The sequence below is a fragment of the Streptomyces sp. M41 genome, assembly GCF_043673425.1.
In the GTDB taxonomy this organism is placed as follows: domain Bacteria; phylum Actinomycetota; class Actinomycetes; order Streptomycetales; family Streptomycetaceae; genus Streptomyces.
This window is the reverse complement of the sequence record NZ_JBIMKE010000038.1, coordinates 1-23,415: the sequence shown is the minus strand read 5'-3', so window position 1 is coordinate 23,415 and position 23,415 is coordinate 1. Positions and strand designations below refer to the sequence as shown.

General features: G+C 71.0%; 20 protein-coding genes and 1 pseudogene. 7 read left to right on the top strand and 14 right to left on the bottom strand.

Features of this window, described 5'->3' with window-relative positions:
- Positions 1-25: 25 nt before the first annotated feature.
- Both ACHBTE_RS32080 and ACHBTE_RS32075 read right to left on the bottom strand, forming a co-directional pair.
- A complete protein-coding gene (locus tag ACHBTE_RS32080) occupies positions 26-673 on the bottom strand; it encodes a helix-turn-helix domain-containing protein (RefSeq protein ID WP_394728571.1) in 648 nt (215 codons plus the stop codon).
- Between the two features lie 87 nt (positions 674-760).
- Entirely contained in the window at positions 761-1,969 is a 1,209-nt protein-coding gene (locus ACHBTE_RS32075; RefSeq protein ID WP_394728569.1) for a sensor histidine kinase, read from the bottom strand.
- Between the two features lie 324 nt (positions 1,970-2,293).
- On the opposite strand from ACHBTE_RS32075, the gene ACHBTE_RS32070 reads away from it, so the two are divergent.
- From ACHBTE_RS32070 to ACHBTE_RS32045, 6 genes are all read left to right on the top strand, one after another.
- Positions 2,294-2,998 (top strand): response regulator, encoded by a 705-nt coding sequence (locus tag ACHBTE_RS32070; RefSeq protein ID WP_394728567.1) that lies wholly within the window; start codon positions 2,294-2,296, stop codon positions 2,996-2,998.
- Between the two features lie 110 nt (positions 2,999-3,108).
- Positions 3,109-3,951 (top strand): hypothetical protein, encoded by an 843-nt coding sequence (locus ACHBTE_RS32065; protein ID WP_394728565.1) that lies wholly within the window; start codon positions 3,109-3,111, stop codon positions 3,949-3,951.
- A gap of 131 nt (positions 3,952-4,082) precedes the next feature.
- Positions 4,083-4,892, top strand: coding sequence for an SAM-dependent methyltransferase (locus tag ACHBTE_RS32060; protein ID WP_394728563.1), 810 nt, complete (start codon positions 4,083-4,085; stop codon positions 4,890-4,892).
- 59 nt (positions 4,893-4,951) lie between these two features.
- Positions 4,952-6,355, top strand: coding sequence for a glutamine synthetase (locus tag ACHBTE_RS32055; RefSeq protein ID WP_394728561.1), 1,404 nt, complete (start codon positions 4,952-4,954; stop codon positions 6,353-6,355).
- Complete coding sequence (locus ACHBTE_RS32050; protein WP_394728559.1) at positions 6,355-7,533, top strand: amidohydrolase family protein; 1,179 nt, start codon at positions 6,355-6,357, stop codon at positions 7,531-7,533. The genes ACHBTE_RS32055 and ACHBTE_RS32050 overlap by 1 nt, the downstream gene beginning before the upstream one ends.
- Positions 7,534-7,575: 42 nt before the next feature.
- Positions 7,576-8,103 carry an NUDIX hydrolase family protein gene (locus ACHBTE_RS32045; RefSeq protein WP_394728656.1) on the top strand — a complete coding sequence of 176 codons (528 nt, stop codon included), beginning with the start codon at positions 7,576-7,578 and terminating at the stop codon, positions 8,101-8,103.
- Positions 8,104-8,192: 89 nt separating this feature from the next.
- Here ACHBTE_RS32045 and ACHBTE_RS32040 read toward each other — a convergent pair whose 3' ends face one another.
- The 7 genes from ACHBTE_RS32040 to betA all read right to left on the bottom strand — a co-directional run bounded on the left by ACHBTE_RS32040 (position 8,193) and on the right by betA (position 18,804).
- The gene (locus ACHBTE_RS32040) at positions 8,193-8,651 is read right to left on the bottom strand and encodes an SRPBCC family protein (RefSeq protein WP_394728557.1); all 459 of its coding nucleotides are present in this window, start codon (positions 8,649-8,651) and stop codon (positions 8,193-8,195) included.
- Between the two features lie 80 nt (positions 8,652-8,731).
- Positions 8,732-11,170 (bottom strand): FAD-dependent oxidoreductase, encoded by a 2,439-nt coding sequence (locus tag ACHBTE_RS32035; protein WP_394728555.1) that lies wholly within the window; start codon positions 11,168-11,170, stop codon positions 8,732-8,734.
- Positions 11,171-11,374: 204 nt separating this feature from the next.
- Entirely contained in the window at positions 11,375-12,352 is a 978-nt protein-coding gene (locus ACHBTE_RS32030; protein WP_394728553.1) for an ABC transporter substrate-binding protein, read from the bottom strand.
- A gap of 13 nt (positions 12,353-12,365) precedes the next feature.
- Positions 12,366-14,393 (bottom strand): ABC transporter permease, encoded by a 2,028-nt coding sequence (locus ACHBTE_RS32025; RefSeq protein ID WP_394728551.1) that lies wholly within the window; start codon positions 14,391-14,393, stop codon positions 12,366-12,368.
- Positions 14,393-15,481, bottom strand: a complete 1,089-nt coding sequence (locus ACHBTE_RS32020; protein ID WP_394728549.1) for a glycine betaine/L-proline ABC transporter ATP-binding protein — start codon at positions 15,479-15,481, stop codon at positions 14,393-14,395. Before ACHBTE_RS32020 ends, ACHBTE_RS32025 begins: the two co-directional genes overlap by 1 nt.
- 20 nt (positions 15,482-15,501) lie before the next feature.
- Complete coding sequence (locus tag ACHBTE_RS32015) at positions 15,502-16,971, bottom strand: aldehyde dehydrogenase family protein (RefSeq protein WP_394728547.1); 1,470 nt, start codon at positions 16,969-16,971, stop codon at positions 15,502-15,504.
- Positions 16,972-17,133: 162 nt separating this feature from the next.
- A complete protein-coding gene (betA, locus tag ACHBTE_RS32010; RefSeq protein WP_394728545.1) occupies positions 17,134-18,804 on the bottom strand; it encodes a choline dehydrogenase in 1,671 nt (556 codons plus the stop codon).
- A 204-nt stretch (positions 18,805-19,008) separates the two neighbouring features.
- Here betA and ACHBTE_RS32005 point away from each other — a divergent pair, with 204 nt between their 5' ends.
- Positions 19,009-19,755, top strand: coding sequence for an IclR family transcriptional regulator (locus tag ACHBTE_RS32005; protein ID WP_394728654.1), 747 nt, complete (start codon positions 19,009-19,011; stop codon positions 19,753-19,755).
- 1 nt (position 19,756) lies between these two features.
- Here the strand turns inward: ACHBTE_RS32005 and ACHBTE_RS32000 are convergent, their stop codons facing one another.
- The 5 genes and pseudogenes from ACHBTE_RS32000 to ACHBTE_RS31980 all read right to left on the bottom strand — a co-directional run.
- Positions 19,757-20,887, bottom strand: coding sequence for an aromatic ring-hydroxylating dioxygenase subunit alpha (locus ACHBTE_RS32000; RefSeq protein ID WP_394728542.1), 1,131 nt, complete (start codon positions 20,885-20,887; stop codon positions 19,757-19,759).
- Positions 20,888-20,943: 56 nt separating this feature from the next.
- Complete coding sequence (locus ACHBTE_RS31995) at positions 20,944-22,107, bottom strand: NAD(P)/FAD-dependent oxidoreductase (protein ID WP_394728540.1); 1,164 nt, start codon at positions 22,105-22,107, stop codon at positions 20,944-20,946.
- Entirely contained in the window at positions 22,104-22,466 is a 363-nt protein-coding gene (locus tag ACHBTE_RS31990; protein WP_394728538.1) for a bifunctional 3-phenylpropionate/cinnamic acid dioxygenase ferredoxin subunit, read from the bottom strand. Before ACHBTE_RS31990 ends, ACHBTE_RS31995 begins: the two co-directional genes overlap by 4 nt.
- A gap of 195 nt (positions 22,467-22,661) precedes the next feature.
- Positions 22,662-23,285 (bottom strand): MBL fold metallo-hydrolase, encoded by a 624-nt coding sequence (locus ACHBTE_RS31985; RefSeq protein WP_394728536.1) that lies wholly within the window; start codon positions 23,283-23,285, stop codon positions 22,662-22,664.
- An 8-nt stretch (positions 23,286-23,293) separates the two neighbouring features.
- Positions 23,294-23,415, bottom strand: a pseudogene (locus ACHBTE_RS31980) (S-(hydroxymethyl)mycothiol dehydrogenase); the annotation flags it as partial.

Below are 23,415 nucleotides of genomic sequence, written 5' to 3'. Positions count from 1 at the left end.
GGGTGTCAAGTCTCACTGAACGACGCTACTGAACGACGTCGGGGGACACGAACCAGATACCGGTGGCCGGTACGGCTCCATCATTGCGGTAGCGGTGCGGGGTCGTCGACTCGAAGCAGACGGTGTCGCCGGGACGCAGGGTGTGCTCGTCGAAACCGAGGGTGAGGATCAGCTCGCCCGAGGTCAGACAGCCGTACTCGGTGCCGGAGTGCCGCATGAGACCGCCCGAGCTGGAGGAGGCGCCGCCGGGCCGGTAGGTCACCTGGAGGAAGTCGACGTCCGTCCCCGGAACATGTCCGAGGCGCTCCCACACGACCCCCGAGTCCAGCTCCAGCACCTCGCGTTCGTCCGGCGTGACGACCGGGCCGATCCGGCGGCCGGGGTCGGCGGCGAAGGCGGCGAGGGCGTGCGGGGCGGTACCGGGGGGCGCCGCGGTGACCGGGGCCGCGGCAGCTGGTGTGCCCGCGTCGAAGAGGGACTCCACGGAGATGCCGAGGGCGGTGGTGATGGCGTACAGGGTGCTGACCGAGGGCTGGCTCCTGCCGTTCTCGATCTGCGAGACGAGGCTCGCCGAGACACCGATCTCCCGGGCGAGCGCCCGCAGACCGGTCCCCCGTTCGAGACGCGCCTGCCGGATGCGCGCACCGACGGCCGGTACGGCGGCGGGGGGCATGGGCGGCTCCTCTCGACTCTGCTGTTCGCTCTCATTGAACAGCGAGGGGAGCCGTCGGCGGTACCGGTTGCGGAAACCCGTGCCGGGTCAGGTTCTCGGTGCTCTCGGTGCTCTCGGTGCTCTCGGTGCCGGGAACGCCGCTCGCACCTCCCACCCCACGCTTCCACGCGGGCCCGCGTGGAGGTCGCCGTCCAGGGCCGTCACCCGTTCCTTCAGGCCGACGAGGCCGAAGCCGCCACCGTGGGCGGCTGGCGGGAGCTGGGTGCCGCCTCGGCCGTCGTCCGTCACCGAGACCTCCAGGCGTCCGGCGTCGGCGCACAGCCGGACCTGCACATGCGTGGCGTCGGCCGCGTGCCGGCGGATGTTGGTCAGCGCCTCCTGGACGACCCGGAAGGCCGCGGCCTGCACCTCGTGCGGCAGCTCGTCGGACACGGCCAGATCGCGCCGCAGGGTGACCCGCAGGCCCGGGGTCGCGAAACCCTCCGTCAGCTCGGCGACGCCCGCCAGGTCGCCGACCGGACGGCGCCCGGCCATCTCCTGTCCGGTGTCGCGCAGCACGCCCACCGTGCGGCGCATCGAGGCGAGGGCCTCGGTGGCGGCCCGCTCGATGCCGGCCAGGACCGGGTCGAGCTCCTGCTGACCGGACGCCGCCATCATGCGGGCGACCTGCGTCTGCACGAGGATCCCGGTGACATGGTGGGCGACGAAGTCGTGCAGGTCGGCGGCGATGGCCACCCGCTCGGCGCGCCGTGTCTCGCGAACGGCGGCGGCCCGTCGGTAGTCCAGGGTGCGCAGATAGCCGGCGAGTCCGGCGAAGACGCCGACCAGGAGCAGGCCGATCAGCATGAGCTGGAGCGCGCCCTCGTTCACGCTCCTGAGATACCGCACCGACAGCAGCAGCATGGCCGTCACGTCGAGCAGCGCGCAGATCAGGGCCCAGGGCTGCGGACAGTGCCGTATCGCGACGAAGAGCAGGCACAGCAGGAGCACGACCTCGCCGGGGCCGAAGGGTCCTCCCGTGCCGAGCAGCAGCGCGGCCGTCGAGTAGAGGGCCGAGGCGAGGGCGGGCCCCCCGGTGCGCACCTGCGGGGTGAGCCACCCGGGCCGGCGCCGGGCCGGCCACAGCACGGCGGCCAGGCCCATGAGCAGCACGGCCACGGTCGGCGGGACGGGGCCCACCACCGGCAGCGTGCGCGTCCCGTCCGCGTCGGCGATCACGACGTCCTGGGCGCAGGTGATGACGAGGACGCCGACGGCCACGCCGTGCGCGCAGCCTCGGAGGGAAGGGGACTTCATGCCGGTCACGGTAGGCGAGGCCGTGCGCCTCGGGATCGGCCGATCGGCCGAGGGGGCGTAGCGGACGTCGGCCTTCTGGCCGAGGCGGGCGCCCGCCCGCGCGGGCCCGGATGATGGCCCCGCCTGTCCGGTCTCATCGGATCCGATCCGGAACACCATCTGCCCGGCCCGACCCCACCGGTCGATCCGATCCGGAACGCATGCGCCCGACCGGCCGCGCACCCGGGACCGGACGCCGGCGACGGTGATCGTCTGACCGCTGAGCGTGCTGGAGCCGACGTCGCTCCCGGCACCGCTCCGAACTCCGTGATGCATGATCGAGCAATGACCGTCCCGACCCCGCGCGGTGCGCCGATCCGCGTTCTGATCGCCGACGACCAGGAAATGGTCCGCACCGGCTTCCGCTTCTTCCTCGACGCCCAGCCCGACATCACCGTCGTCGCGGAGGCCGCGGACGGCGAGGCGGCCGTGGCGTTGGCGCGGCGGGAGCGGCCGGACGTGTGTCTGCTGGACATCCGGATGCCGAAGCTGGACGGGCTGGAGGCGACCCGGCTGTTGGCGGGGCCCGAAGTCGCCGACCCGATGCGGGTGGTCGTGGTCACCACCTTCGATCTCGACGAGTACGTGTACGGCGCGCTGCGCGGCGGCGCGTGCGGGTTCCTGCTGAAGGACTCGGGGCCGACCTTGCTCGCCGAGGCGGTACGGGCCGCGGCGGCCGGCGACACGCTGGTCTCGCCGTCGGTCACGGTGCGCCTGCTCAAGCACCTCACCGCCCCGCGGAGCGAGTCCGCCACCGCCGTCGCCCCGCGGTCCGCCCCACTCCCGGAACCCCTGACCGACCGTGAGCGCGATGTCGTGAGGCTGGTCGCCCTCGGCCGTACGAACGCGGAGATCGCCGCCGAGCTGTACGTCTCCCTGAGCACGGTCAAGACGCACCTGTCCAGCGTCCAGCTCAAGCTGGCGGCGCGGAACCGCGTCGAGATCGCCGCCTGGGCCTGGCAGCACGGCCTCGCACTGCCCGGCTCCTGACAGGTCTCCGCCGACGGCCGGGCTCACTCGAACGGTCCGGTGCCGATGGTGGGCCGCGGGTTCCGATGGTGCGCTGGGGACACGCGTCACGTTCTCAGGAGGCACTTGCGATGACCCGTCGTCCGTCCCGACTTGCCCGCGTTCTCTCCTCGGCCCTGGCGACAGGTGCGCTGCTGGCCACCGCCGCCTGCTCGGACGACGGCGGAGACAAGGACGGCTCACGGGCCGCGGGCGTCACCGCCTCGCCCGCCGTCGCCGGGAAGCGGCAGACCACCTCCCCCGCTCCCTCCCCCACCGCCACGCTCACCGAGTCCGGCGCCCAGACCGCGCTGATCACCGAGGCGGACCTCGAGGACGACTGGACGCAGGTGAAGGACACCGAGGCGGAGAACTGGCACGACAGCCTGCTCATCGGCACGGTCGACGTCTCGGACTTCCTCAGTGCCAAGGCCGACGCCGCGGACTGCCAGCGGCTGATGGATTCGCTCTACGACGACGACCTGCTGGGCAGGCCGTCGGGAGCGAACGCGCTGCGCGGTTTCACGCAGGACGACTCGCGCCTGCTCTACCAGGTCGCCTCCTACGACCGCAGTGACCCGCAGGACTCCTTGAACTGGATGGCGAAACTGCCGGACGAGTGCGATCAGTTCACGATGACCGACAACGGCGAGCAGCGCACGGTCCAGGTCATCGAGACCTCGCTGCCGGATGTGGGCGACGCCCGTCAGGGTCTGCGGGTGACGGTGCAGGGCACGACCGGGGGCGAGCAGGCCACGCTCACCCTGGACGTGGCCGCGGTGCGGGTGGGCAACGACGCGATCACCGTCACGGCCGGCGGCCTCGACGGTGACGAGCACGACTCCGTGGAGCAGGCGGTGAAGCTGGGCACCCAGCGCCTCCAGGACGTTCTCGCCGGGAAGTCGCCGGCCGCGAGCCCCAGCGAGATCGAGTAGCCCGGGCGGCATCCCTCGCGCACGCCAACCGCCCTGCCCGCTCTGCCGATTCCGGGGACAGCGTGATCAACGCAGCGGCACAATGGCGGCGATGGCCGGTTTCGGTCGTGCGTGCGAGGAGAGGACGAGTCGTGAGTGATGGCCACACCCCGTCGGGCGGGTCGGCGAGGCTGAACACCGGTGTGGCGCACAACGCGCGCGTCTGGAACTACTGGATCGGCGGCAAGGACAACTACGAGATCGACCAGCAGGTCGGCGAGCAGGTCGCCGGGATGTTCCCGATCATCCGGGACATCGCCCGCGCGGACCGCGACTTCCTCGCCCGGGCCGTCCGGTTCGTGGCCGAGGAGCAGGGCGTGCGGCAGTTCCTGGACATCGGCACCGGACTGCCGACGGCTCAGAACACGCACGAGATCGCGCAGCGGATCGCGCCGGGCTCACGGATCGTGTACGTCGACAACGACCCGATCGTCCTCGTGCACGCCCGCACCCTGCTGACCGGCACCAGCGAGGGCGCCACCGCCTACATCGACGCCGATGTGCACGACCCGGCGGCCATCGTCGAACGCGCCGCGCGAACCCTGGACTTCGGCGAGCCGGTCGCGGTGATGATGCTGGGCATCCTCAACTTCGTGCTGGACCACGACCAGGCCCGCGAGATCGTGCGCAGCGTCATGGCCGCGGTCCCCTCCGGCAGCCATCTGGTCCTGACGCACCCGACCTTCGACGCCGAGCTCGGCGGAGAGGGCCAGATCCCGGCGATGAAGTTCTGGAACGAGAACGCCACGCCGCCGATCACCGCCCGCAGCGGCGAGGACATCGCCGCGTTCTTCGAGGGGCTGGAGCTGGTGGAGCCGGGCATGGTGTCCTGCTCCCGGTGGCGTGCCCCCCACGCGCCCGCCGCGGTACCGCAGTACGGCGCGGTGGCCGTGAAACCCTGACGGCCGGCAGGCATCCCAGGGACCGGTCGCCGACCGGCCGAGCTCGTCGAGGAGACCGTATGACCACCCTGGCCGATCCCGTCCCCGGCGGGCGTCCCGGCGATGTGGAGCGGGCCGGCGCGCTGAGCGGCGAGCTCGCGGGGCGGGATGTGCACGGGATCGTCCTGGCCTACGTCGACACGGCGGGCATCGGCCGGGTCAAGACGGTGCCGACGGCGAAGCTCCCCGCGGCGGCGGCCTGGGGCGTGGGGATGTCGCCGGTGTTCGACACGTTCCTCGCGAACGACTCCATCGTCACCACCGACGTCCTCGGCTCCCCGGACGGCGATCTGCGTCTCTACCCCGATCTGGACCAGCTGGTGGAGCTGTCCGGGCAGCCCGGCTGGGCCTGGGCGCCCGTCGACCGGATCACCCAGGAGGGCGAGCGGCATCCCGCGTGCAGCCGCACCTTTCTGCGGCGGACGGTGCGGGAGGCGGCCGAGCGTCACGGTCTGACGTTCCGGGCGAGCATCGAGATCGAGTGGGCGCTCGGCCGGCCGCCGGGACCCGACGGCGTGTTCGTGCCCGCGGTCACGGGTCCGGCGTACGGCGCCACCCGGCAGGTCGAGGCGAGCGACTGCGCCGCCGATCTGCTGGCGGCGCTCGCGCGGCAGGGTGTGGAGGTCGACCAGTTCCATCCCGAGTACGCGGCGGGGCAGTTCGAGCTGTCGGTGGGCGCGCTGGACCCGGTGGGCGCGGCCGACCGCAGTGTGCTGGTGCGGCAGACCGTCCGGGCGGTCGCGCAGCGGCACTCGCTCGCGGTGTCGTTCGCCCCGGCCGTGATCGGTCAGGGGGTCGGCAACGGCGGCCATGTGCATCTCTCCGCGTGGCGCGACGGCGTCAATCTGCACGCGGGCGGCGACCGCCGGCACGGCATGCGGCCGCAGGCCGAGTCCTTCACGGCCGGTGTCCTCGCCCATCTCCGCGCCCTCACGGCGGTGACCGCGCCGAGCCCGGCGAGCTATCTGCGGCTCAAACCCTCGCAGTGGGCCGGGGTGTTCACCGCGTGGGGGCGCGAGACACGGGAGGCGGGGCTGCGCGTGGTCACCGGCACGACCGGCCACCGCGACCAGGCCGCCAACCTGGAGATCAAGCCGGTGGACCTGGCCGCCAACCCGTATCTCGCCCTGGGCTGTGTGATCGCCGCCGGACTGGACGGTCTGACGTCAGGCGCCGGCCTGCCCGAGGAGATCACCGGCGATCCGGCGCAGCTCGGTGCCGAGGAGGCCGCCGCGCGCGGGGTCCGCAGGCTGCCGGTCTCGCTGGGTGAGGCCGTCGAGGAGTTCCGTGCGGACGAAACGCTGCGGGCCGCGCTCGGCCCGGTCCTCGCCGACGCCGTGATCGCCGTACGGCGGGGCGAGCTCGCCGCCGTCGCCGGACTGGACGACGAGCGGGTGGCGGCGGCGTACCGCTGGACGTACTGATGGGCGCCCCAGGGCCGGTCCACGAAGCGCTCGCGGCGCTGCCGCTGGTGGATCATCACTGCCACGGGGTGGCCGGTGCCGACCTCGACCGGGCCGGCTTCGAGTCGCTGCTCACCGAGGGCGAGCCGTGGCCCGGGGTCTCGTCCTTCGACACGCCGGTGGGCGTGGCCGTACGCCGGCACTGCGCGCCGCTGCTGGACCTGCCGCGGCACGCCGGGGCCGACGCCTATCTGGCCCGGCGTGCGGAGCTGGGCGGACGCGAGGTGAACCGGCGTTTCCTGGCCGCCGCCGGGACGCAGGTGCTCTGCGTCGACACCGGGTACGCCCCGCCGCACGGCATCACGCCCGAGGAGCTGGCCGAGGCGGCGGGCGCGCAGGCGTACGAGGTCGTGCGGCTGGAGACGGTCGCCGAGGCCGTGGTCGCCGAGGGGGTCGAGCCGGACGCGTACGCCGCCGCCTTCCGTACGGCCGCCGAGGAGGCCGTACGGCGGCCCGGGGTGGTGGCCGTGAAGTCGGTGGCCGCCTATCGCACCGGCTTCGCCCTGGACCCGGCCCGCCCCTCGGACGCCGAGGTCACCGAGGCGGCCCGGCAGTGGCTCGCGCACGGTGGCCGGCTGACCGATCCGGTGCTCGTACGGCAGCTGCTGTGGACCGCGGTCGACCTGGGGCTGCCGCTCCAGCTGCACACCGGGTTCGGCGACGACGACATCCGTCTGCACCGGGCGGACCCCAGCCTGCTGACGGACTGGCTGCACCTGACCAAGGGCACCATCGCCGTCCTGCTCCTGCACTGCTGGCCGTACCAGCGGCAGGCCGCCCAGCTGGCGGCGGTCTTCGAGCGGGTGTATCTGGACGTGGGTCTCACGCTGCACCATGTCGGCCCCGCCCGGTCCGGCGCGGTCCTCGCGGAGGCGCTGGAGATCACGCCGTTCCGCAAACTGCTGTACAGCTCCGACGCGTATGGTCTGGCCGAGTTCTACGCACTCGGCGCCCTGGTGTTCCGCCGGGGACTGGGCGATCTGCTCCAGGACCGAGTGGACGCCGACGAGCTGAGCCTGCCGGACGCGCTGCGCATCGCCGCGTGGACGGCCGGTGACAACGCCCGCCGCGTCTACGGACTCCCCGCGACCGACCCCGAACACGCCCCCGCCCACGATCCCCGTCCGCACCGCGACTGAGCGTTCGCCATTCCCGGAAAGTATGATCAAGCAATGTCTGACATGACCGAAACCACGCCGGGCTGGCTGACCTCCGACGAGCTGGAGCAGGCGCGTGCCCGTATGCCGATCCTGTACGTCGAAGCCGTACCCGTGCGCGTCGACGACAGCGGCGAGGTCAGCAGCATCGGCCTCCTGCTGCGCATCGGACCGGACGGAACGGTCAGCCGGACCCTGGTCTCCGGCCGTGTGATGCACCACGAGCGCGTCCGTGACGCCCTGCTGCGGCACCTGGAGAAGGACCTCGGTCCGGTGGCGCTCCCCCGGGTCCCGACGTCCCTCCAGCCGTTCACGGTCGCGGAGTACTTCCCGACCCACGGCATCACGCCGTACCACGACCCGCGTCAGCACGCGGTCTCCCTGGCCTACGTCGTCCCGGTCACGGGCGACTGCCGGCCTCGTCAGGACGCTCTCGACCTGGTCTGGTTCAGCCCCCAGGAGGCGCTGTCCCCGGCGGTGCAGAGCGAGATGCCGGGTGGGCACGGGGTGCTGCTGAAGCAGGCGCTGGCCCATGTGGGCTGTGTGGTCTGACGCCCTGAGGGTCTGCGACGCGGCGGACCGCGGGGCGGGCGGTGCCCTTCCGGCACGCCCGCACCGCGGTCTCGTCGGGGCGGTGGGGCTCAGCCCGGAGTGATACGCCCTCGCCAGGCTCCGGACTCGTCTCCCCGGTGCTCGATGTAGTCCTTGAATCGCCGCATGTCGCCCTTGACGCGCCGGTCGATCGTCCCGGTCATGTCCGCGGTCTTCTCGGCGGCTCCGCTCGGCTCGATGTCCATCACGAGTTCCACCCGGGTATGGGTGTCGTCGACGCGCTGGAAGCGGACCGAGCCCCTCTGCTGGGTGTCGCCGCTGGTGGTGCGCCAGGTGATGCGCTCGTCAGGGAGCTGGTCGACGATCTCGGTGTCGAACTCCCGCCGTACTCCGCCGATCTTGGTGGTCCAGTGGTTGTGGCGGTCGTCGAGCTGGGTGACCTCCTCGACGCCCTCCATGAAGTTTGGGAACTCCTCGAACTGGGTCCACTGGTTGTAGGCGGTGCGGACCGGAACCTCGACTTCCACTGCTTCCTTGACGGTGCCCATGTCGGACCTCCTTTCACGTTGCGGCGAGTACCCAGGTGTCGGGGGCCGCAACGCGCCGGGAGGGATCTTCTGCCGGCCGCTCATCCCCGCAGACGGGACATCGCCGGGTCGAACAGCGGCTCCTCGGCCACGACCGCCTCGACGCGCCGGTCGAAGTAGCCGATGTGCAGTGCGGTGCCTGGGGTGGTGAACTCGGTGGGCAGCCAGGCGTACGCGATGCCCTTGCCGATCGTGTAGCCGTACGCCGCACTGGTGACGTAGCCGACCGGCCGGTCCCCGGCGTACACCGGTTCCTTGCCCATGACGACCGAGCGGGGGTCGTCGATCGTGAGGCAGGTGAGCCTGCGCCGTACGTCGGCCTTGCGCCGCTCCAGCGCCGCCTTTCCGATGAAGTCGCCCTTGTCGAGCTTGACGGCGAAGCCGACGCCGGCCTCATAGGGGTCGTGTTCGTAGGTCATGTCGGTGCCGAAGGAGCGGTAACCCTTCTCCAGGCGGAGGCTGTTGAAGGCGCCGCGGCCGGCGATGACGCCGCCGAGCGGGCGGGCCGCCTGCCACAGGGTGTCCCAGAGCTTCAGGCCGAGGTCGGCGGTGGTGTACAGCTCCCAGCCGAGTTCGCCGACGTACGACAGGCGCATCGCGGTGACGGGGACCGAGCCGATGTGGGCGGGCTTGGCGCGGAAGTACTTCAGGCCCTCGTTGGAGAAGTCCTCGTCCGTGAGGGGCTGGAGGACCTCGCGGGCGAGCGGGCCCCACAGGCCGATGCAGCAGGTGCCGGGGGTGATGTCGCAGACCTGGACCGTGCCGTCGGCGGGGAGGTGGCGAGTGAACCAGTCGAGGTCGAGGTTGCCGTTGGCGCCGACCTGGAAGCGGCCCGGGGCGAGGCGGGCGACGGTGATGTCGCTGCGGATGCCGCCGTCGTGATCGAGGAGCAGGGTGTAGGTCACCGAGCCGACGGACTTGGCGACCTTGCCGGTGACCAGCCGCTCCAGGAAGCCGGCGGCGCCGGGCCCGGTCACCTCCAGCCGCTTGAGGGCCGTCATGTCGTACATCGCGACGGTCTCGCGGGTGACCTGTGCCTCGGCGCCGACGACGGGCGACCAGTATCGCGCGGCCCAGTCGTTCGGGGTGGGGATGGAACGGCCTTCCAGCAGGCCGGTGTTGGCCTCGTACCAGTGCGGGCGCTCCCAGCCGTTCGCCTCCAGGAAGAAGGCGCCGTGCTCCTGCTGGCGGGTGTGGAAGGGGCTGGTGCGCATCGGGCGCGGATGCCCGGACGGCTGGAGCGGGTGGAGGATGTCGTACACCTCGGCGAAGTTCTGGCAGTCGCGGGCCAGGACGTACTCCGGGGACAGCTGGTGCGGCTCGAAGCGGTTGACGTCGCACTCGTGCAGGTCGAAGGACGAGCAGTGGCCGTCGACCAGCCATTCGGCCATGGCCCGCCCCACGCCCGCGGAGTGGGTGACCCAGACGGCCTCGGCGACCCAGAAGCCTTCGACGTCCGGGGACTGGCCGAGCAGCGGGAAGTTGTCGGTGGTGAAGGAGAACAGGCCGTTGATGCCCTCCTCCACCTTGGCCTCCTGGGTGGCCGGGAGCAGGGACCGGGTCTCGGTCCAGGCGTCCTCGAAGTCCTCCTCGGTGAACTTCAGGACGGAGGGCATCGCGTCGGCCTCGTCGACGGAGAGGATGTCGTCGGCGGAGACGGGCATCGGGCGGTGGCCGTAGTAGCCGATGCCGATGGTGTCGAAGCGGTCGCGGTAGTAGAGGTCGGCGTCCTGGTGGCGCAGGATCGGGCGGACCGCCTCCTGCGACTGCCCGGCGAGCGCCGGTACCGGCCCGGTCCAGGCGAGTTGATGGGCGAGCGGGGTGAGCGGGAGGTTCATGCCGGCCATGCGGGCGATCCGCGGGCCCCAGATGCCGGCGCAGCACACGACGATGTCAGCCGGGAGCTCGCCCTGGTCGGTGAGGACGCCGGTGACGCGGCCGTCGGCCTGCTGGACGTCGAGGACCTCGTGGCGGGCCAGGAAGCGTACGCCGCGCCCGGTGGCCCGGCGGATCTGTGCCTCGACGGCGAGGACGGCCTTGGCGAGGCCGTCGGTGGGGATCAGCAGGCCGCCGAGGACCCGGTCGCGGTTGACCAGGGGGTGCTGCTCGACGCATTCGTCGGCGCTCAGCAGGCGGGCCTCGATGCCCCAGGCGGTGATCCAGCCGTGGCGGCGGCGCAGCTCGGTGAGGCGCTCGGGGGTGGTGGCCACTTCGAGGCCGCCGACCTGGAGGAAGCAGGGCTGTCCGTCGACGTCGAGGGAGCAGAACTTCTCGACGGTGTACCGGGCCAGTTCGGTCATGGTCTTGGAGGAGTTCGTCTGGAAGACCAGGCCCGGGGCGTGCGAGGAGGAGCCGCCGGTGGCGGGGAGCGCGCCCTGGTCGACCACGGTCACTTCGGTCCAGCCTCGCGCGGAGATCTCGTCCGCGAGTGCCGCGCCGACGACCCCCGCTCCGATGATGACCACTCGGGGTCCCGCCATCGCCGCACCTCCGGTCCAGTTGCTTTCTACGCAACATGATTCAGGCTGCGCAACTCAATGTGCCTGCCGTGCAGGTGGGTGTCAAGAGGGTCGATGACGTCGGCGAACGGCACGGAAAAGGTGCGCGAGGCGGTCCCGGAGACGGCAATGCCCGGTGGGCGGTGCGCACGGACGCGCACCGCCCACCGGGCGTTCACCAACGGCCTACTTGCTCCAGGCGTCGACCTTGTCGCGGTTGGCGTCGACCCATTTCTTCGCCGCCGCCTCAGGCGTCATCTTGTCCACGGCGATGTACTTGGCGACGGTGTTCTGGTCGCCGTTCGTCCAGGTGAAGTTCTTCACCAGGTCGTAGGCGGGACTGCCCGACTTGGCGAACTTCGCGCTGACGATCTTGTCGAGTTCGTACACGGGGTAGTCACAGGCGATCTTCTCCGCGTCGGCGTCACACCCCGTCTTGTACTCGGGCAGCTTGACCTTGACCAACGGCACCTCGGAGATGAACCACTGCGGCTCGTAGAAGTAGCCGATCACCCATTCCTTGTTCTTCTCCGCCTTGCGGAACGCCTGGATGAGCGCGGTCTCGCTGCCCGCGTACACCACCTTGAAGTCCAGCTTCAGGTTCTTCACCAGGGCCTCGTCATTGGTGACGAACGACGGGTCGCCGTCGAGCAACTGCCCCTTGCCGCCCGACTCGGAGGTCTTGAACCGGGCCGCGTACTTGTTCAGGTTCTCCCAATCGGTGATGTCCGGGTGGGCCTTCGCCAGCCACGGCGGCACATACCAGCCGATGAGGCCCTTGTTGCCGGTCTTTCCGGCGTCCACGGCCGTCTTCTGGTCGGTGATGTACTTCTTCTTCAGGTCGTCGTGGCCCCAGTTCTCGATGACGGCGTCGACCTCGCCCGTCCCGAAGCCCTGCCAGGCGATCTCCTCCTTGAGGTCCTTCTTGGTGACCGTGCAGCCGAGGTCGTGTTCCGCGACGTACGCGACGACCGCCGCGTTCGCCTCGTAGCCCACCCACGGGTTGACGGCGAGGTTGAAGGTGCCGCACTTGCCGGAGCCGCCCGAGCCGTCCGCGCCCGAGGAGTCCTCACCGACCTTCGCACCGCCGCAGGCGGTGAGGGTGAGTCCGAGAACGGCCAGGCCGGCCGCGCCGACTCTCCACTGTCGTACTTGAGTTGCCATGGGTCAGTGCTCCTTACGCACTCACGCGCCGCGCCGCGGCCTGAGTGATCCGGTCGAACATGACGCCGAGAAGGACGATGGCGAGGCCCGCCGCGAGGCCCTTCCCGTACAGCTGTCCCTGCGAGAAGCCGGCCACGACGTCGTAGCCGAGGGCGCCCGCTCCCACCAGGCCGCCCACCACGACCATCGACAGCACATAGATCAGGCCCTGGTTGGTCGCGAGCGTCAGGGCACTGCGTGACATCGGCAGTTGGACCTTGGTGATGATCTGCCAGGTGTTGCAGCCGGCGGAGGTGGCCGCCTCGACGGTGGTCGCCGGCACGGCCCGGACGCCATCCGCGATGATCTTGATGGCGACCGGGGCGGCGTAGACGATCGCGGCGACGATGGCCGTGAAGCGGGTCGCGCCGAACAGCGCGAGGAACGGCACGAGATAGACGAACGGCGGCATGACCTGCGCCGCGTCCAGGGTGGGGCGCAGCAGCCGGTCCACGAGGAGGCTGCGGCCCATCCATACGCCGAAGGCGATGCCGAGCAGCATGACGAGCACCGTCGCCACGACGGTCGACGCCAGCGTCGTCATGGCGTCCGACCATACGCCCGTGCCGACCAGCAGGCCCACGCAGACGGCCGTGGTGACGCCGGCGCGCGGGCCGCCGAGCACCGCGCCCAGGGCGATCAGCACCACGGCGACGAGCCACCACGGGGAGTCGGTGAGGAGGGTCTGGAACGGGTTGAGCAGACCGTTGGTGAGGGCGTCGCGGAAGGCGTTGGTGAGCGCGGAGAGGTTGTCCTGGGCCCAGGTGGTCGCGGCGTCCGCCGCACTCGCGATGGAGCTGCCGAGCCCGCCCTCGCCGGGGAACCGAGCCGCCCATACATAGGTGTGCGACAGATAGACCAGGACCGCCGTGACGGCCGCGCCCCCGGCCAGCAGTGGCCGCCGCCAGGTGAGCAGGCGGCCCCCCGAGCGTCGGGCGCTCTCCTCGCGGGTGCTCGCCGCGGTGGTGACCCGGTCGAGGACGATCGCCATGACGACGATGGCGAGGCCGGCGTTGAAGGCCGTGCCCACGTCCAGGGACTGAAGGGCCTGGACGACGGTCTTGCCGAGGCCGGGCGCGTCGATCAGGGCGGCGATCGTCACCATGGCGAGGGCGGCCATGATGGACTGGTTGACGCCCATCACCACGGTCCGCTTGGACATCGGCAGCAGGACCTTCAGCAGCGCCTGCCGCGGTGTCGCGCCCAGTGAGTCGGCGGCCTCGACGGTGGTCCTCGGTACGGAGCGGATGGCGTGGGCGGTGATGCGGATGGCGGGGGGTGCCGCGTAGATCACGGTGGCGATGGTGGCGGAGGCACCGCCGATGAGGAAGAACAGGGTGAGCGGGGCGAGGTAGACGAAGGTCGGCATCGTCTGCATGAAGTCCAGCAGGGGGGTCACGATCCGGTTGAACCGGTCCGACAGTCCGGCCCACACGCCGAGCGGGATCGCGAACAGCAGGGCCACGAACACCGCGGACAGCGTGAGGGCCAGGGTGTCCATGCTCTCCTGCCACAGCCCTTGCAGCCCCATGAAGGTGAAGCCCGCGACGGCCAGCAGGGCGACCCGCCAGTTGCCCACCGCCCAGGAGACATAGCCCGCGATGCCGACGACGCCGAGCCAGCCGATCTGCGGCAGCGGGCGGCCGGCGGAGGGCTGGGAGATCAGTTCCTGGACGAAGGTCACCAGGGTGTCGATGACCAGCCGGATCTCGTTGAAGAAGTAGAGGAAGAGCGGGTTGGAGTTGCGGTTCGCGCCGATGGAGTCGTTGGCTTCGTTGAACCACCGGTGCAGATCCGTGAGATCGGCCGCCGCCAGGGCGAGGGTGTGCCTGCCGCGCAGCAAGGCGAAGAGCAGCAGCCAGCCGAGCAGGACGGCGGCCACCACCATGCCGCGGCTCACCTTGCGCCGCCGGACCGCAGGCGTGGCGCCGGGTCCGGTGCCGGTGTCCCGCGGCGGCTCCGGCTTGCGCGGTTGCTCGGGTTTCTCCACGGCGACGGTCATCACACGCCGCCTTCCCGCCCGGCCATCACCGCGAGGATCTCCTCGTCTCCGACGATGCCGAGCAGCTTGCCGTCCTCGACGACCTTGACCGGTCCGTCGGCCGCGAGGACGGCCCGGGTGGCCTCCTTCACCACGACGTCCGGGCCGAGTTCGGGCCCGTCCAGGGCGTCGTCGGACGTCGCCGGGCGCATGATCCACCGCAGGGTGAGCACATCGCCGCGCGGCACGTCCTTGACGAACTCGCGTACGTAGTCGTCGGCGGGCGCGCCGACGAGTTCGTCGCCGGTGCCGCACTGGACGGTTCTGCCGTCGCGCATGATGAGGATGCGGTCGCCCAGTTTGAGTGCCTCGGAGAGGTCGTGGGTGATGAACACCATGGTCTTGCCGACCTCGTGGTGGAGTCGGATGACCTCGTTCTGCATGTCGCGGCGGATCAGCGGGTCGAGCGCGGAGAAGGGCTCGTCGAAGAAGAGGACGTCCGGGTCGCCCGCCAACGCCCGGGCGAGGCCCACGCGTTGCTGCATTCCGCCGGAGAGCTGGTCGGGGTAGGAGTTCTCGTAACCGGCGAGGCCCACCAGCTCCACGACCTCCTGGGCCCGTCGGGTGCGCTCGGCGCGGCTCAGACCGCGGATCTCCAGGCCGAAGGCGACATTGTCGACGACCCTGCGGTGCGGCAGCAGCCCGAAGTGCTGGAAGACCATGGAGAACTTGCTGCGGCGCAGTTCGCGCAGCCGCTTGCCGTCGGCCTGGCGGATGTCCTCGCCCTCGAAGAGGATTTCGCCCGCGGTGGGTTCGATCAGCCGGGTCAGACAGCGCACCAGGGTCGACTTGCCGGAGCCGGACAGGCCCATGACGACGAAGACCTCGCCCTTGCGCACATCGAAGTCGACGTCGCGCACGGCGGCGGTGCAGCCGGTGCGGTCCATGAGCTCACGCCGGCCGAGGCCGCACAGCTCCTCGGAGTCGGGCACCCGGTCGGCCTTGGGGCCGAACACCTTCCACAGCCGGCGCACGGATATGACCGGAAGTCCGTCCGGATCCTGGGGCGTGCCGCGCCGCTGCGGCACCTCGGTCTGCGTTGGGGTCACGGTCGGCCTCTCTTCGCCGTTCAGCCGCGGAACCAGTGCTGCGGCCGGGGTCGGATGTTCTGCCAGATGTGCTTGGCCTCTCGGTACTCATCCAGGCCGGCCGGTCCCAGCTCCCGGCCCACGCCCGAGTGTCCGAAGCCGCCCCATTCGGCCTGCGGCACATAGGGGTGGTAGTCGTTGATCCATACGGTGCCGTGGCGCAGCCGCCGCGCGACCCGCTGGGCCCGGCCGGCGTCCTGGGTCCAGACGGCTCCGGCGAGCCCGTACTCGGTGTCGTTGGCGATGCGTACGGCGTCGTCCTCGTCGGTGAAGCGCTCCACGGTGAGCACGGGCCCGAAGGACTCCTCGTGCACCACACGCATGTCCTGCCGGCACTCGTCGAGCACGGTCGGCGGGTAGTAGTGGCCGTCGGCGAGCGCCGGGTCGTCGGGGCGGACGCCGCCGCAGCGCAGTACGGCTCCCTCGGCGAGGCCGGCCGCGACGTAGGACTCCACCTTCGCGCGGTGCCCGGCGGAGATCAGCGGTCCGGTGTCGGCGTCGGGGTCGAAGGGGCCGCCGAGGCGGATCCGGCGGGCGCGGCGGACGACCTCGTCGACGAAGGCGTCGTGCAGGCGGTCCTCCACGACGAGCCGTGCGCCGGCCGAACAGACCTGCCCCGAATGCAGGAAGACGGCGGTGAGGGCGAAGTCCACGGCGGTCTCGAAGTCGGCGTCGGCGAACACGACGTTGGGGTTCTTGCCGCCGAGTTCCAGCGCGACCTTCTTCACCGTCGCGGCGGCGGTGGCCATGATGCGTCTGCCGGTGTCCAGGCCACCGGTGAAGGAGACCATGTCCACGGCCGGGTGCTCGGCGAGCGGTGCCCCGGCCTCCGGTCCGGTGCCCAGAACGAGATTGGCGGCACCGGCCGGCAGCCCGGCCTCCTCGAGCGCCCTCATCAGCAGGATGGATGTGGAGGGGGTGAGTTCGCTGGGTTTCAGTACGATCGTGTTGCCCGCGAGGAGGGCCGGGGCGACCTTCCAACTCGCTTGCAGCAGCGGGTAGTTCCACGGGGTGATGAGTCCGCAGACGCCGATCGGCTCATGGACCACGCGGCTGACGGCGTCGTCGCGGCCGGTGTCGATCACCCGTCCGGCGTCGGTGCCGCCGAGCCCGCCGTAGTAACGGAAGCAGGAGACGACGTCCGCGATGTCGTACTCGCTCTCCACCAGCCGCTTTCCGGTGTCCAGCGACTCGGCGCGGGCGAACTCCCCGGCGTCGCGCTCGATGAGGCCGGCCGCGCGCAGCAGCAGCGCGCCGCGTTCCCGCTCGGAGGTGCGCGGCCAGGGTCCCTCGTCGAAGGCGCTGCGGGCGGCGGCGATCGCTGCCTCCGTGTCGGCGCGGGTTCCCTCCGAGACGGTCGCGGCCGGCTTGCCGTCCGCGGGACAGCGGATCTCCCGGCGCCCGCCGGCCACCGCGTCCCGCCATTCGCCGGCCACATACAGGTCTGCCACGCGCCAAGCCCTTCAGCCGGAATGCGTTGCGCATCGTGCATTCAATTGCTTGTGGTGGAACACCCTGGCGAATGGCGGAGAGCTACGTCAAGGGGTCGGCAGAACACGATTCGAACGTGCGGGCGCCCGCGCGTCCACCCCTTGCCGGGCGCACGGCCCCCTCTACCCGGCCTGCTCACGGGCGTCGGGGTGACGGTAGTAGGCGGCCTTGGACGGCGCGAGCGGCTCCTTGCCGAGGATCAGGTCGGCGGCCTTCTCGGCGATCATCATCACCGGTGCGTAGATGTTGCCGTTGGTGACGTACGGCATCACCGACGCGTCCACCACGCGCAGCCCCTGAAGTCCGTGCACCCGCATGCTGCCCGGGTCGACGACGGACATCTCGTCGGTGCCCATCTTGCAGGTGCAGGACGGATGCAGGGCCGTCTCGCCCTCCTTCGCGACCCAGGCGAGGATCTCCTCGTCGGTCTCCACCGCAGGCCCGGGCGAGATCTCCCCGCCGTTGTAGGGGGCGAGGGCGTTCTGGCCGAGGATCGTGCGGGCCACCCGGATCGCCTCGACCCATTCACGGCGGTCCTGCTCGGTGGAGAGGTAGTTGAAGCGCAGCGCCGGGCGCTCGCGCGGATCCCTGCTCCTGATCTTCACCGAGCCGAGGGCGTCGGAGTACATGGGGCCCACGTGCACCTGGTAGCCATGACGGCCGGAGGGTGAGGAGCCGTCGTAGCGTACGGCGACCGGCAGGAAGTGGAACATCAGGTTGGGGTAGTCCACGTCGTCGTTGCTGCGGGCGAAGCCGCCGGCCTCGAAGTGGTTGGTGGCGGCGGGGCCCCTACGGAAGAGCCACTGCAACCCGATGAAGGGGGCTCGCCATTTCGCCATGTACGGCTGCATGGAGACCGGCTGCTTGCAGGCGTACTGGACGTAGACCTCCAGATGGTCCTGCATGTTCTCACCGACGCCCGGCAGGTCCTGGACGACATCGATGCCGAGGGCGCCCAGTTCGCCGGCGTTGCCGACGCCGGAGAGCTGGAGCAGCTGCGGGGAGTTGATGGCTCCGCCGCACAGGATGACCTCCTTGGCGCGGACCTGCTGTGCGGCACCCCTGCCCCGCCGGTACTCGACACCGACGGCGCGCTTGCCCTCGAACAGGACGCGGGTGACCAACGCGCGTGTCCTGACGGTGAGGTTGGGCCGCTTCCTCGCGGGTTTGAGGTATGCCTTGGAGGCGGAGAGGCGGCGTCCGCGGTGGACGTTGCGGTCGAACGCGGCGAAGCCTTCCTGCCGGTAGCCGTTGACGTCGTCGGTCGGGGCGTAGCCGGCCTCCTCGGTGGCCTTGAGGAAGGCGGTGAAGAGCGGGTTGGTGGCCGGTCCGCGTTCCAGGACGAGGGGGCCGTCGTGACCGCGGAACTCGTCGTCCGGGTCGGCCGCGAGACAGTTCTCCATGCGTCGGAAGTACGGCAGACAGTGCGCGTAGTCCCAGGTCTGCATGCCGGGGTCGGCCGCCCAGCGCTCGTAGTCCATCGGGTTGCCGCGCTGGAAGATCATGCCGTTGATGCTGCTGGAGCCGCCCAGGACCTTGCCGCGGGCGTGATAGACACGCCGGCCGCCCATGTGGGGTTCGGGCTCGGACTCGTACTTCCAGTCGTAGAACCGGCTGCCGATCGGGTAGGTCAGCGCCGCGGGCATGTGGATGAAGACATCCCACGGATAGTCGGAACGGCCCGCCTCCAGCACCAGCACCCGGTTCGCCGGGTCGGCGGAGAGTCTGTTCGCCAGTGCGCTGCCGGCCGATCCACCGCCGACGATGACGAAGTCGTACTGCCAGTCAGCCATGATGCCTCGTCTCGCTCGCGCCGTAGATACGCCCGGCATGCTAGCGCCGGTAGCGCAATGCGCACCAGGTTGCGAACGACGCAACTTAACAGGGTCCTCGCATACGACGTCGTTACTTGCAGTGGTGTTGTTTACTACGCGTATAGTTTTGCTGTGAGCAACCACAGCCAAGAAACCGAAACGTCAAACACGCAGGCCGGCGGAGTGCAGTCGGTCGATCGCGCCATCAGCGTCCTCGAGATCCTGGCCCAGCGCGGCGAGGCGGGCGTCAGCGAGGTGGCCGCCGAGATCGACGTACACAAGTCGACCGCCTTCCGGCTGCTCGGCGCCCTGGAGGCGCGTGGTCTCGTGGAGCAGGCGGGCGAGCGCGGCAAATACCGGCTCGGCTTCGGCATCGTCCGCCTGGCCGGCGCGGTCACCGGCCGTATCGACATCACCCAGCAGGGCCGCCCGGTGTGCGAGCGCCTCGCCGAGCAGATCGGCGAGACGGTGAACATCGCCGTGATGCAGGAGCACTACGCGATCAACCTGTACCAGGTGCGCGGGCCCGGTGCCGTCAGCGCCTACAACTGGGTCGGCCAGCTGACCCCGCTGCACGCCACGTCCAGCGGCAAGATCCTGCTGGCCCACCTGCCGGCCAAGCGGCGCGCCGCGCTGCTGAGCGAGACCGGCATGAAGAAGGTCACGCCGAACACCATCACGGCGAAGACGAAACTGGAGAAGAACCTCGCCGAGGCCCGCGAGCGCGGCTATGCGTGGACCCTGGAGGAGATGGAGCTCGGCCTGCACGCCATGGCCGCGCCGGTGCGCAACCGGGACGGCGAGGTCATCGCCGCCCTCAGCGCCTCCGGACCCGCCTACCGCCTGACCGAAGCGCGGCTGCACGAGCTGTCCCCGGTGCTGCTCAAGGGCGCGGAGGAGATCAGTCACCGCATGGGCTATCTGGGCTGAGTCACCCCTGGACAGTGCCCAGGCGCCCGCTCACCCAGTCGTGGAAGGCGCCGATGTGATGCTCGCTGGGCACCAGCACGCCGCCCTTGGCGTACATACGGGAGCCCATGGCGGGCTGGGTGCGCTCGCACGCCTCGAAGTCCTGTCGGTTGACCCGGTCGAAGAGCTCCACGGACCGGCTGACGTCCTTGCCGCCCTCGACGACGTGCGGCAGATACAGCCAGTCGCATTCGACGACCGTGCGGTCGACGGCCACCGGGAACATCCGGTGGAAGATCACATGATCCGGGACGAGGTTGATGAACACCTGCGGCCTGACGGTGATCGCGTAGTAGCGGCGGTCCTGCTCCTCCCTCACCCCGGGGATGCGGTCCAGCCCCGCGGAACCGTCGACGGTGAACCCCTGGGCCTCGGCGGCGAACTCGGCGCCGTGCCCGACGTAGTACTGGGCGGCGTAGCCGTCGGCGAACTCGGGGAGCACCTCGGTCAGCTCGGGGTGGATGGTGGCGCAGTGGTAGCACTCCATGAAGTTCTCGATGATGAGCTTCCAGTTGGCCCGGACGTCGTAGACGATCCGCTTGCCCAGCGACAGTCCCTCGATGTCGTACCCCTCGATCGACGCCACATCGCCGAGACGGCCGACGATCTCGCCGTGCACGTCCTCCTCGAAGGAGGGCGGGTTCTCCGCCAGGCAAACCCAGACGTAGCCGAGCCATTCCCGGACCGCCACCGGCGCCAGGCCGTACTCGGTGCGGCCGACGTCGGGCATCTTGGTGAGGTTGGGCGCGGCGACGAGCTTGCCGTCGAGGCCGTAGGTCCAGGCGTGGTACGGGCACTGGAAGGCACGCTTGACCTCGCCGGCCTCCTCGGTGCAGAGGCGGGCGCCACGGTGCCGGCAGACATTGAAGAAGGCCCGGATCGAGCCGTCGCGGGAGCGGGTGACGAGGATGCTCTCGCGGCCCACGTCGACGGTGCGGAAGGCGCCGGCCCTGGCCAGGTCCGAGGCGCGCGCGACGCAGAACCACATGGTCTCGAAGATGCGCTCCTGCTCCAGGGCGAAGATCGCCGGATCGGTGTAGGAGGAGCCGGGGAGGGTGGCGATCAGGCTGCCCGGCAGGCTGGTCGAGGTCACGGTGCACTCCTCGGGGACGTGGAGGGGTCATGCGGGGGGAGGCCGGGGGTACGGCGTCAGGAGGTCGCGGCGGCGAGCTGCTTGCGCCACCGCGTGAAGAGCCGGGGCTGGTTCATGCCGAGCACGGCCACGGGCGTGCCCGCGCGCCGGTAGACCGCGAGGACGTTCCGGTCGTCGGGGGTGCCTTCCTCGACCGTCACGCTGTCGGCACCGGCCGCGTGCCCCGCGAACTGGATCTTCACCCCGTACTGGTCGGACCAGAAGTACGGCGGCCGGGGCTGCCCCGGCTGTGCCGCGCCGCCCGCCAGCAGCGCGGCGACGGCGGCGTCCGGCCGCTCCCGCGCCCCGGTCCAGTGCTCGACGCGGTGGTGGGCGCCCGCGCGGGGGTCGTACCAGTTGGCGCAGTCGCCGACCGCGACCACCTCGGCGAGGCCGGTCCGGCCGTCGGCGCCGCACTTGACGCCGTTGTCGAGCTCCAGGCCGGATCCCGTCAGCCACTCGACGCAGGGGCGGGCCCCCACGCCCACGACGACGCTGTCGGCCGGGACGCAGCGGCCGTCCTCGAGCAGGACGGCGTCCACCCTGCGCTCCCCGCTCAGCCCCTTGACACCCACCCCGCACAACAGCCGTACGCCGTGGTCGAGATGGAGGCCGGAGACGACGGCGCCCATGGTCGCGCCGAGCGGTCCCGCGAGCGGCGTCGGGGCCGCCTCGACGACCGTCACGTCGAGCCCCAGGGCGTAGGCGGTGGAGGCGACCTCGGCGCCGATGAAGCCGCCGCCGATCACCACCAGCCGTCCGCCCGCGGCCAGTTCGTCGCGCAGGGCGCGGGCGTCGTCCAGGGTGCGCAGGGCGTGCACCCCGGCCAGGCCCTCGGTGCCGGGCAGCATGCGGGCGGCGGCCCCGGTGGCGACGACGACGCCGTCGGCCCTTACCTGGCGGCCGTCGGCGAGCCGGACGGTGCGCTCGCCGCGGTCCAGGCCGGTGGCGCGGGTGCCGAGCAGCCACTCGGCGCCCAGTTCCTCGCCGTCCGGCTCCAGCGCCAGATCCGCCTCACCGAGGGTGCCGGCCAGGAACTCCTTGGACAGCGGCGGCCGGTCGTACGGGCGGTGGAGTTCGTCACCGATGACGACGAGCCGCCCGTCGTAGCCCTGTTTGCGCAGCGAGCGCACCGCCGACAGGCCGGCCAGCGAGGCGCCGACCACGGCGACCGTCCTCACGCGGGACCACCGGCGAGCCGGGCGGCGACGCAGGGCGGCAGATTGGGGGCGTCGGTCGACACCCGGACGTAGACCATGCCGTCCTCGAGGAAGACCTCGTGGGTACGGACCGGAAGCCTGGCCGGCGGGGCGTCGACGGCACCGGTGCGCAGGTCGAACTTCGAGGCGTGCAGCGGGCATTCCACCTCGCAACCCTCCAGCCAGCCGTCGGCGAGCGAGGCGTCCTGGTGGGTGCAGGTGTCGTCGATGGCGAAGAGCTCGCCGTCGTCGGTGTGGAACACCGAGACCGGCGGGTCGATGTCGAGCCGGAGGGCCTCGCCTCGCGGGAGATCCGTGAGACGGCACGCGGGAATCATCATGACACCTCGGTGCGTATAGCGAAACGGATTGCGGTAAGCGCAACGTCAGTCTGGAGGCCGCTCCGAAGCGTTGTCAAGGCGTGCAAACGCCCCGTTCCGACCGGCGTTCCGGCCGGTCTCCGGGCAGCCCGAAACGCCCGAACCACCTGCAAGAACAGGTGGAACGGGCGCCGTGCGGGGACCATCGGGGGGCGGTCAGTGACCGCGGTCGAGCCACTCCTGGAGGTGGGGGGCCTCGGCCGCGATCGTGGTCGTCGGGCCGTGTCCGGTGTGGACGACCGTGTCACCGGGCAGCGTCAGCAGCCGGTCCCGGATCGAGTCGATGATGGTCGGGAAGTGGCTGTACGACCGTCCCGTCGCCCCCGGCCCGCCCGCGAAGAGCGTGTCGCCGCTGAAGAGCGCTGTCAGGGCCGGTGCGTACAGACAGACCGCACCCGGGGCGTGCCCGGGGGTGTGCAGCACGGTCATTTCGACGCCCGCGACGGCGAGGGTCTCGCCGTCGGCCAGCTCGCCGTCGGGCAGGCGGTCCGGGTGGGTCTGCTTCCACAGCGGCAGGTCGTCCGGATGGAGCAGGACCGGGGCTCGGGTGCGCAGGGCGAGATCCGGGGCGGCGGCGATGTGGTCGTCGTGGGCGTGGGTGCACACGATGGCCCGCAGGGTCCGGCCTCCGAGGGCCTCGACGACCGCCTGGGCGTCGTGTGCCGCGTCGATGACGATCGCCTCGTGGTCGTCGCCGACGAGCCACACGTTGTTGTCGACGTCCCAGGTGCCGCCGTCCAGCGAGAACGTCCCCGAGGTCACGAGGTGTTCGATGCGCACGCCCGCCCTCACAGGACCACCACCGAGCGCAGGACGTCGCCGTGATGCATCCACTCGAACGCCTTCTCCACCTCGTCCAGCGCGATGGTCTCGGTCACGAACGCGCCCAGATCCAGCCGGCCCTGCAGAT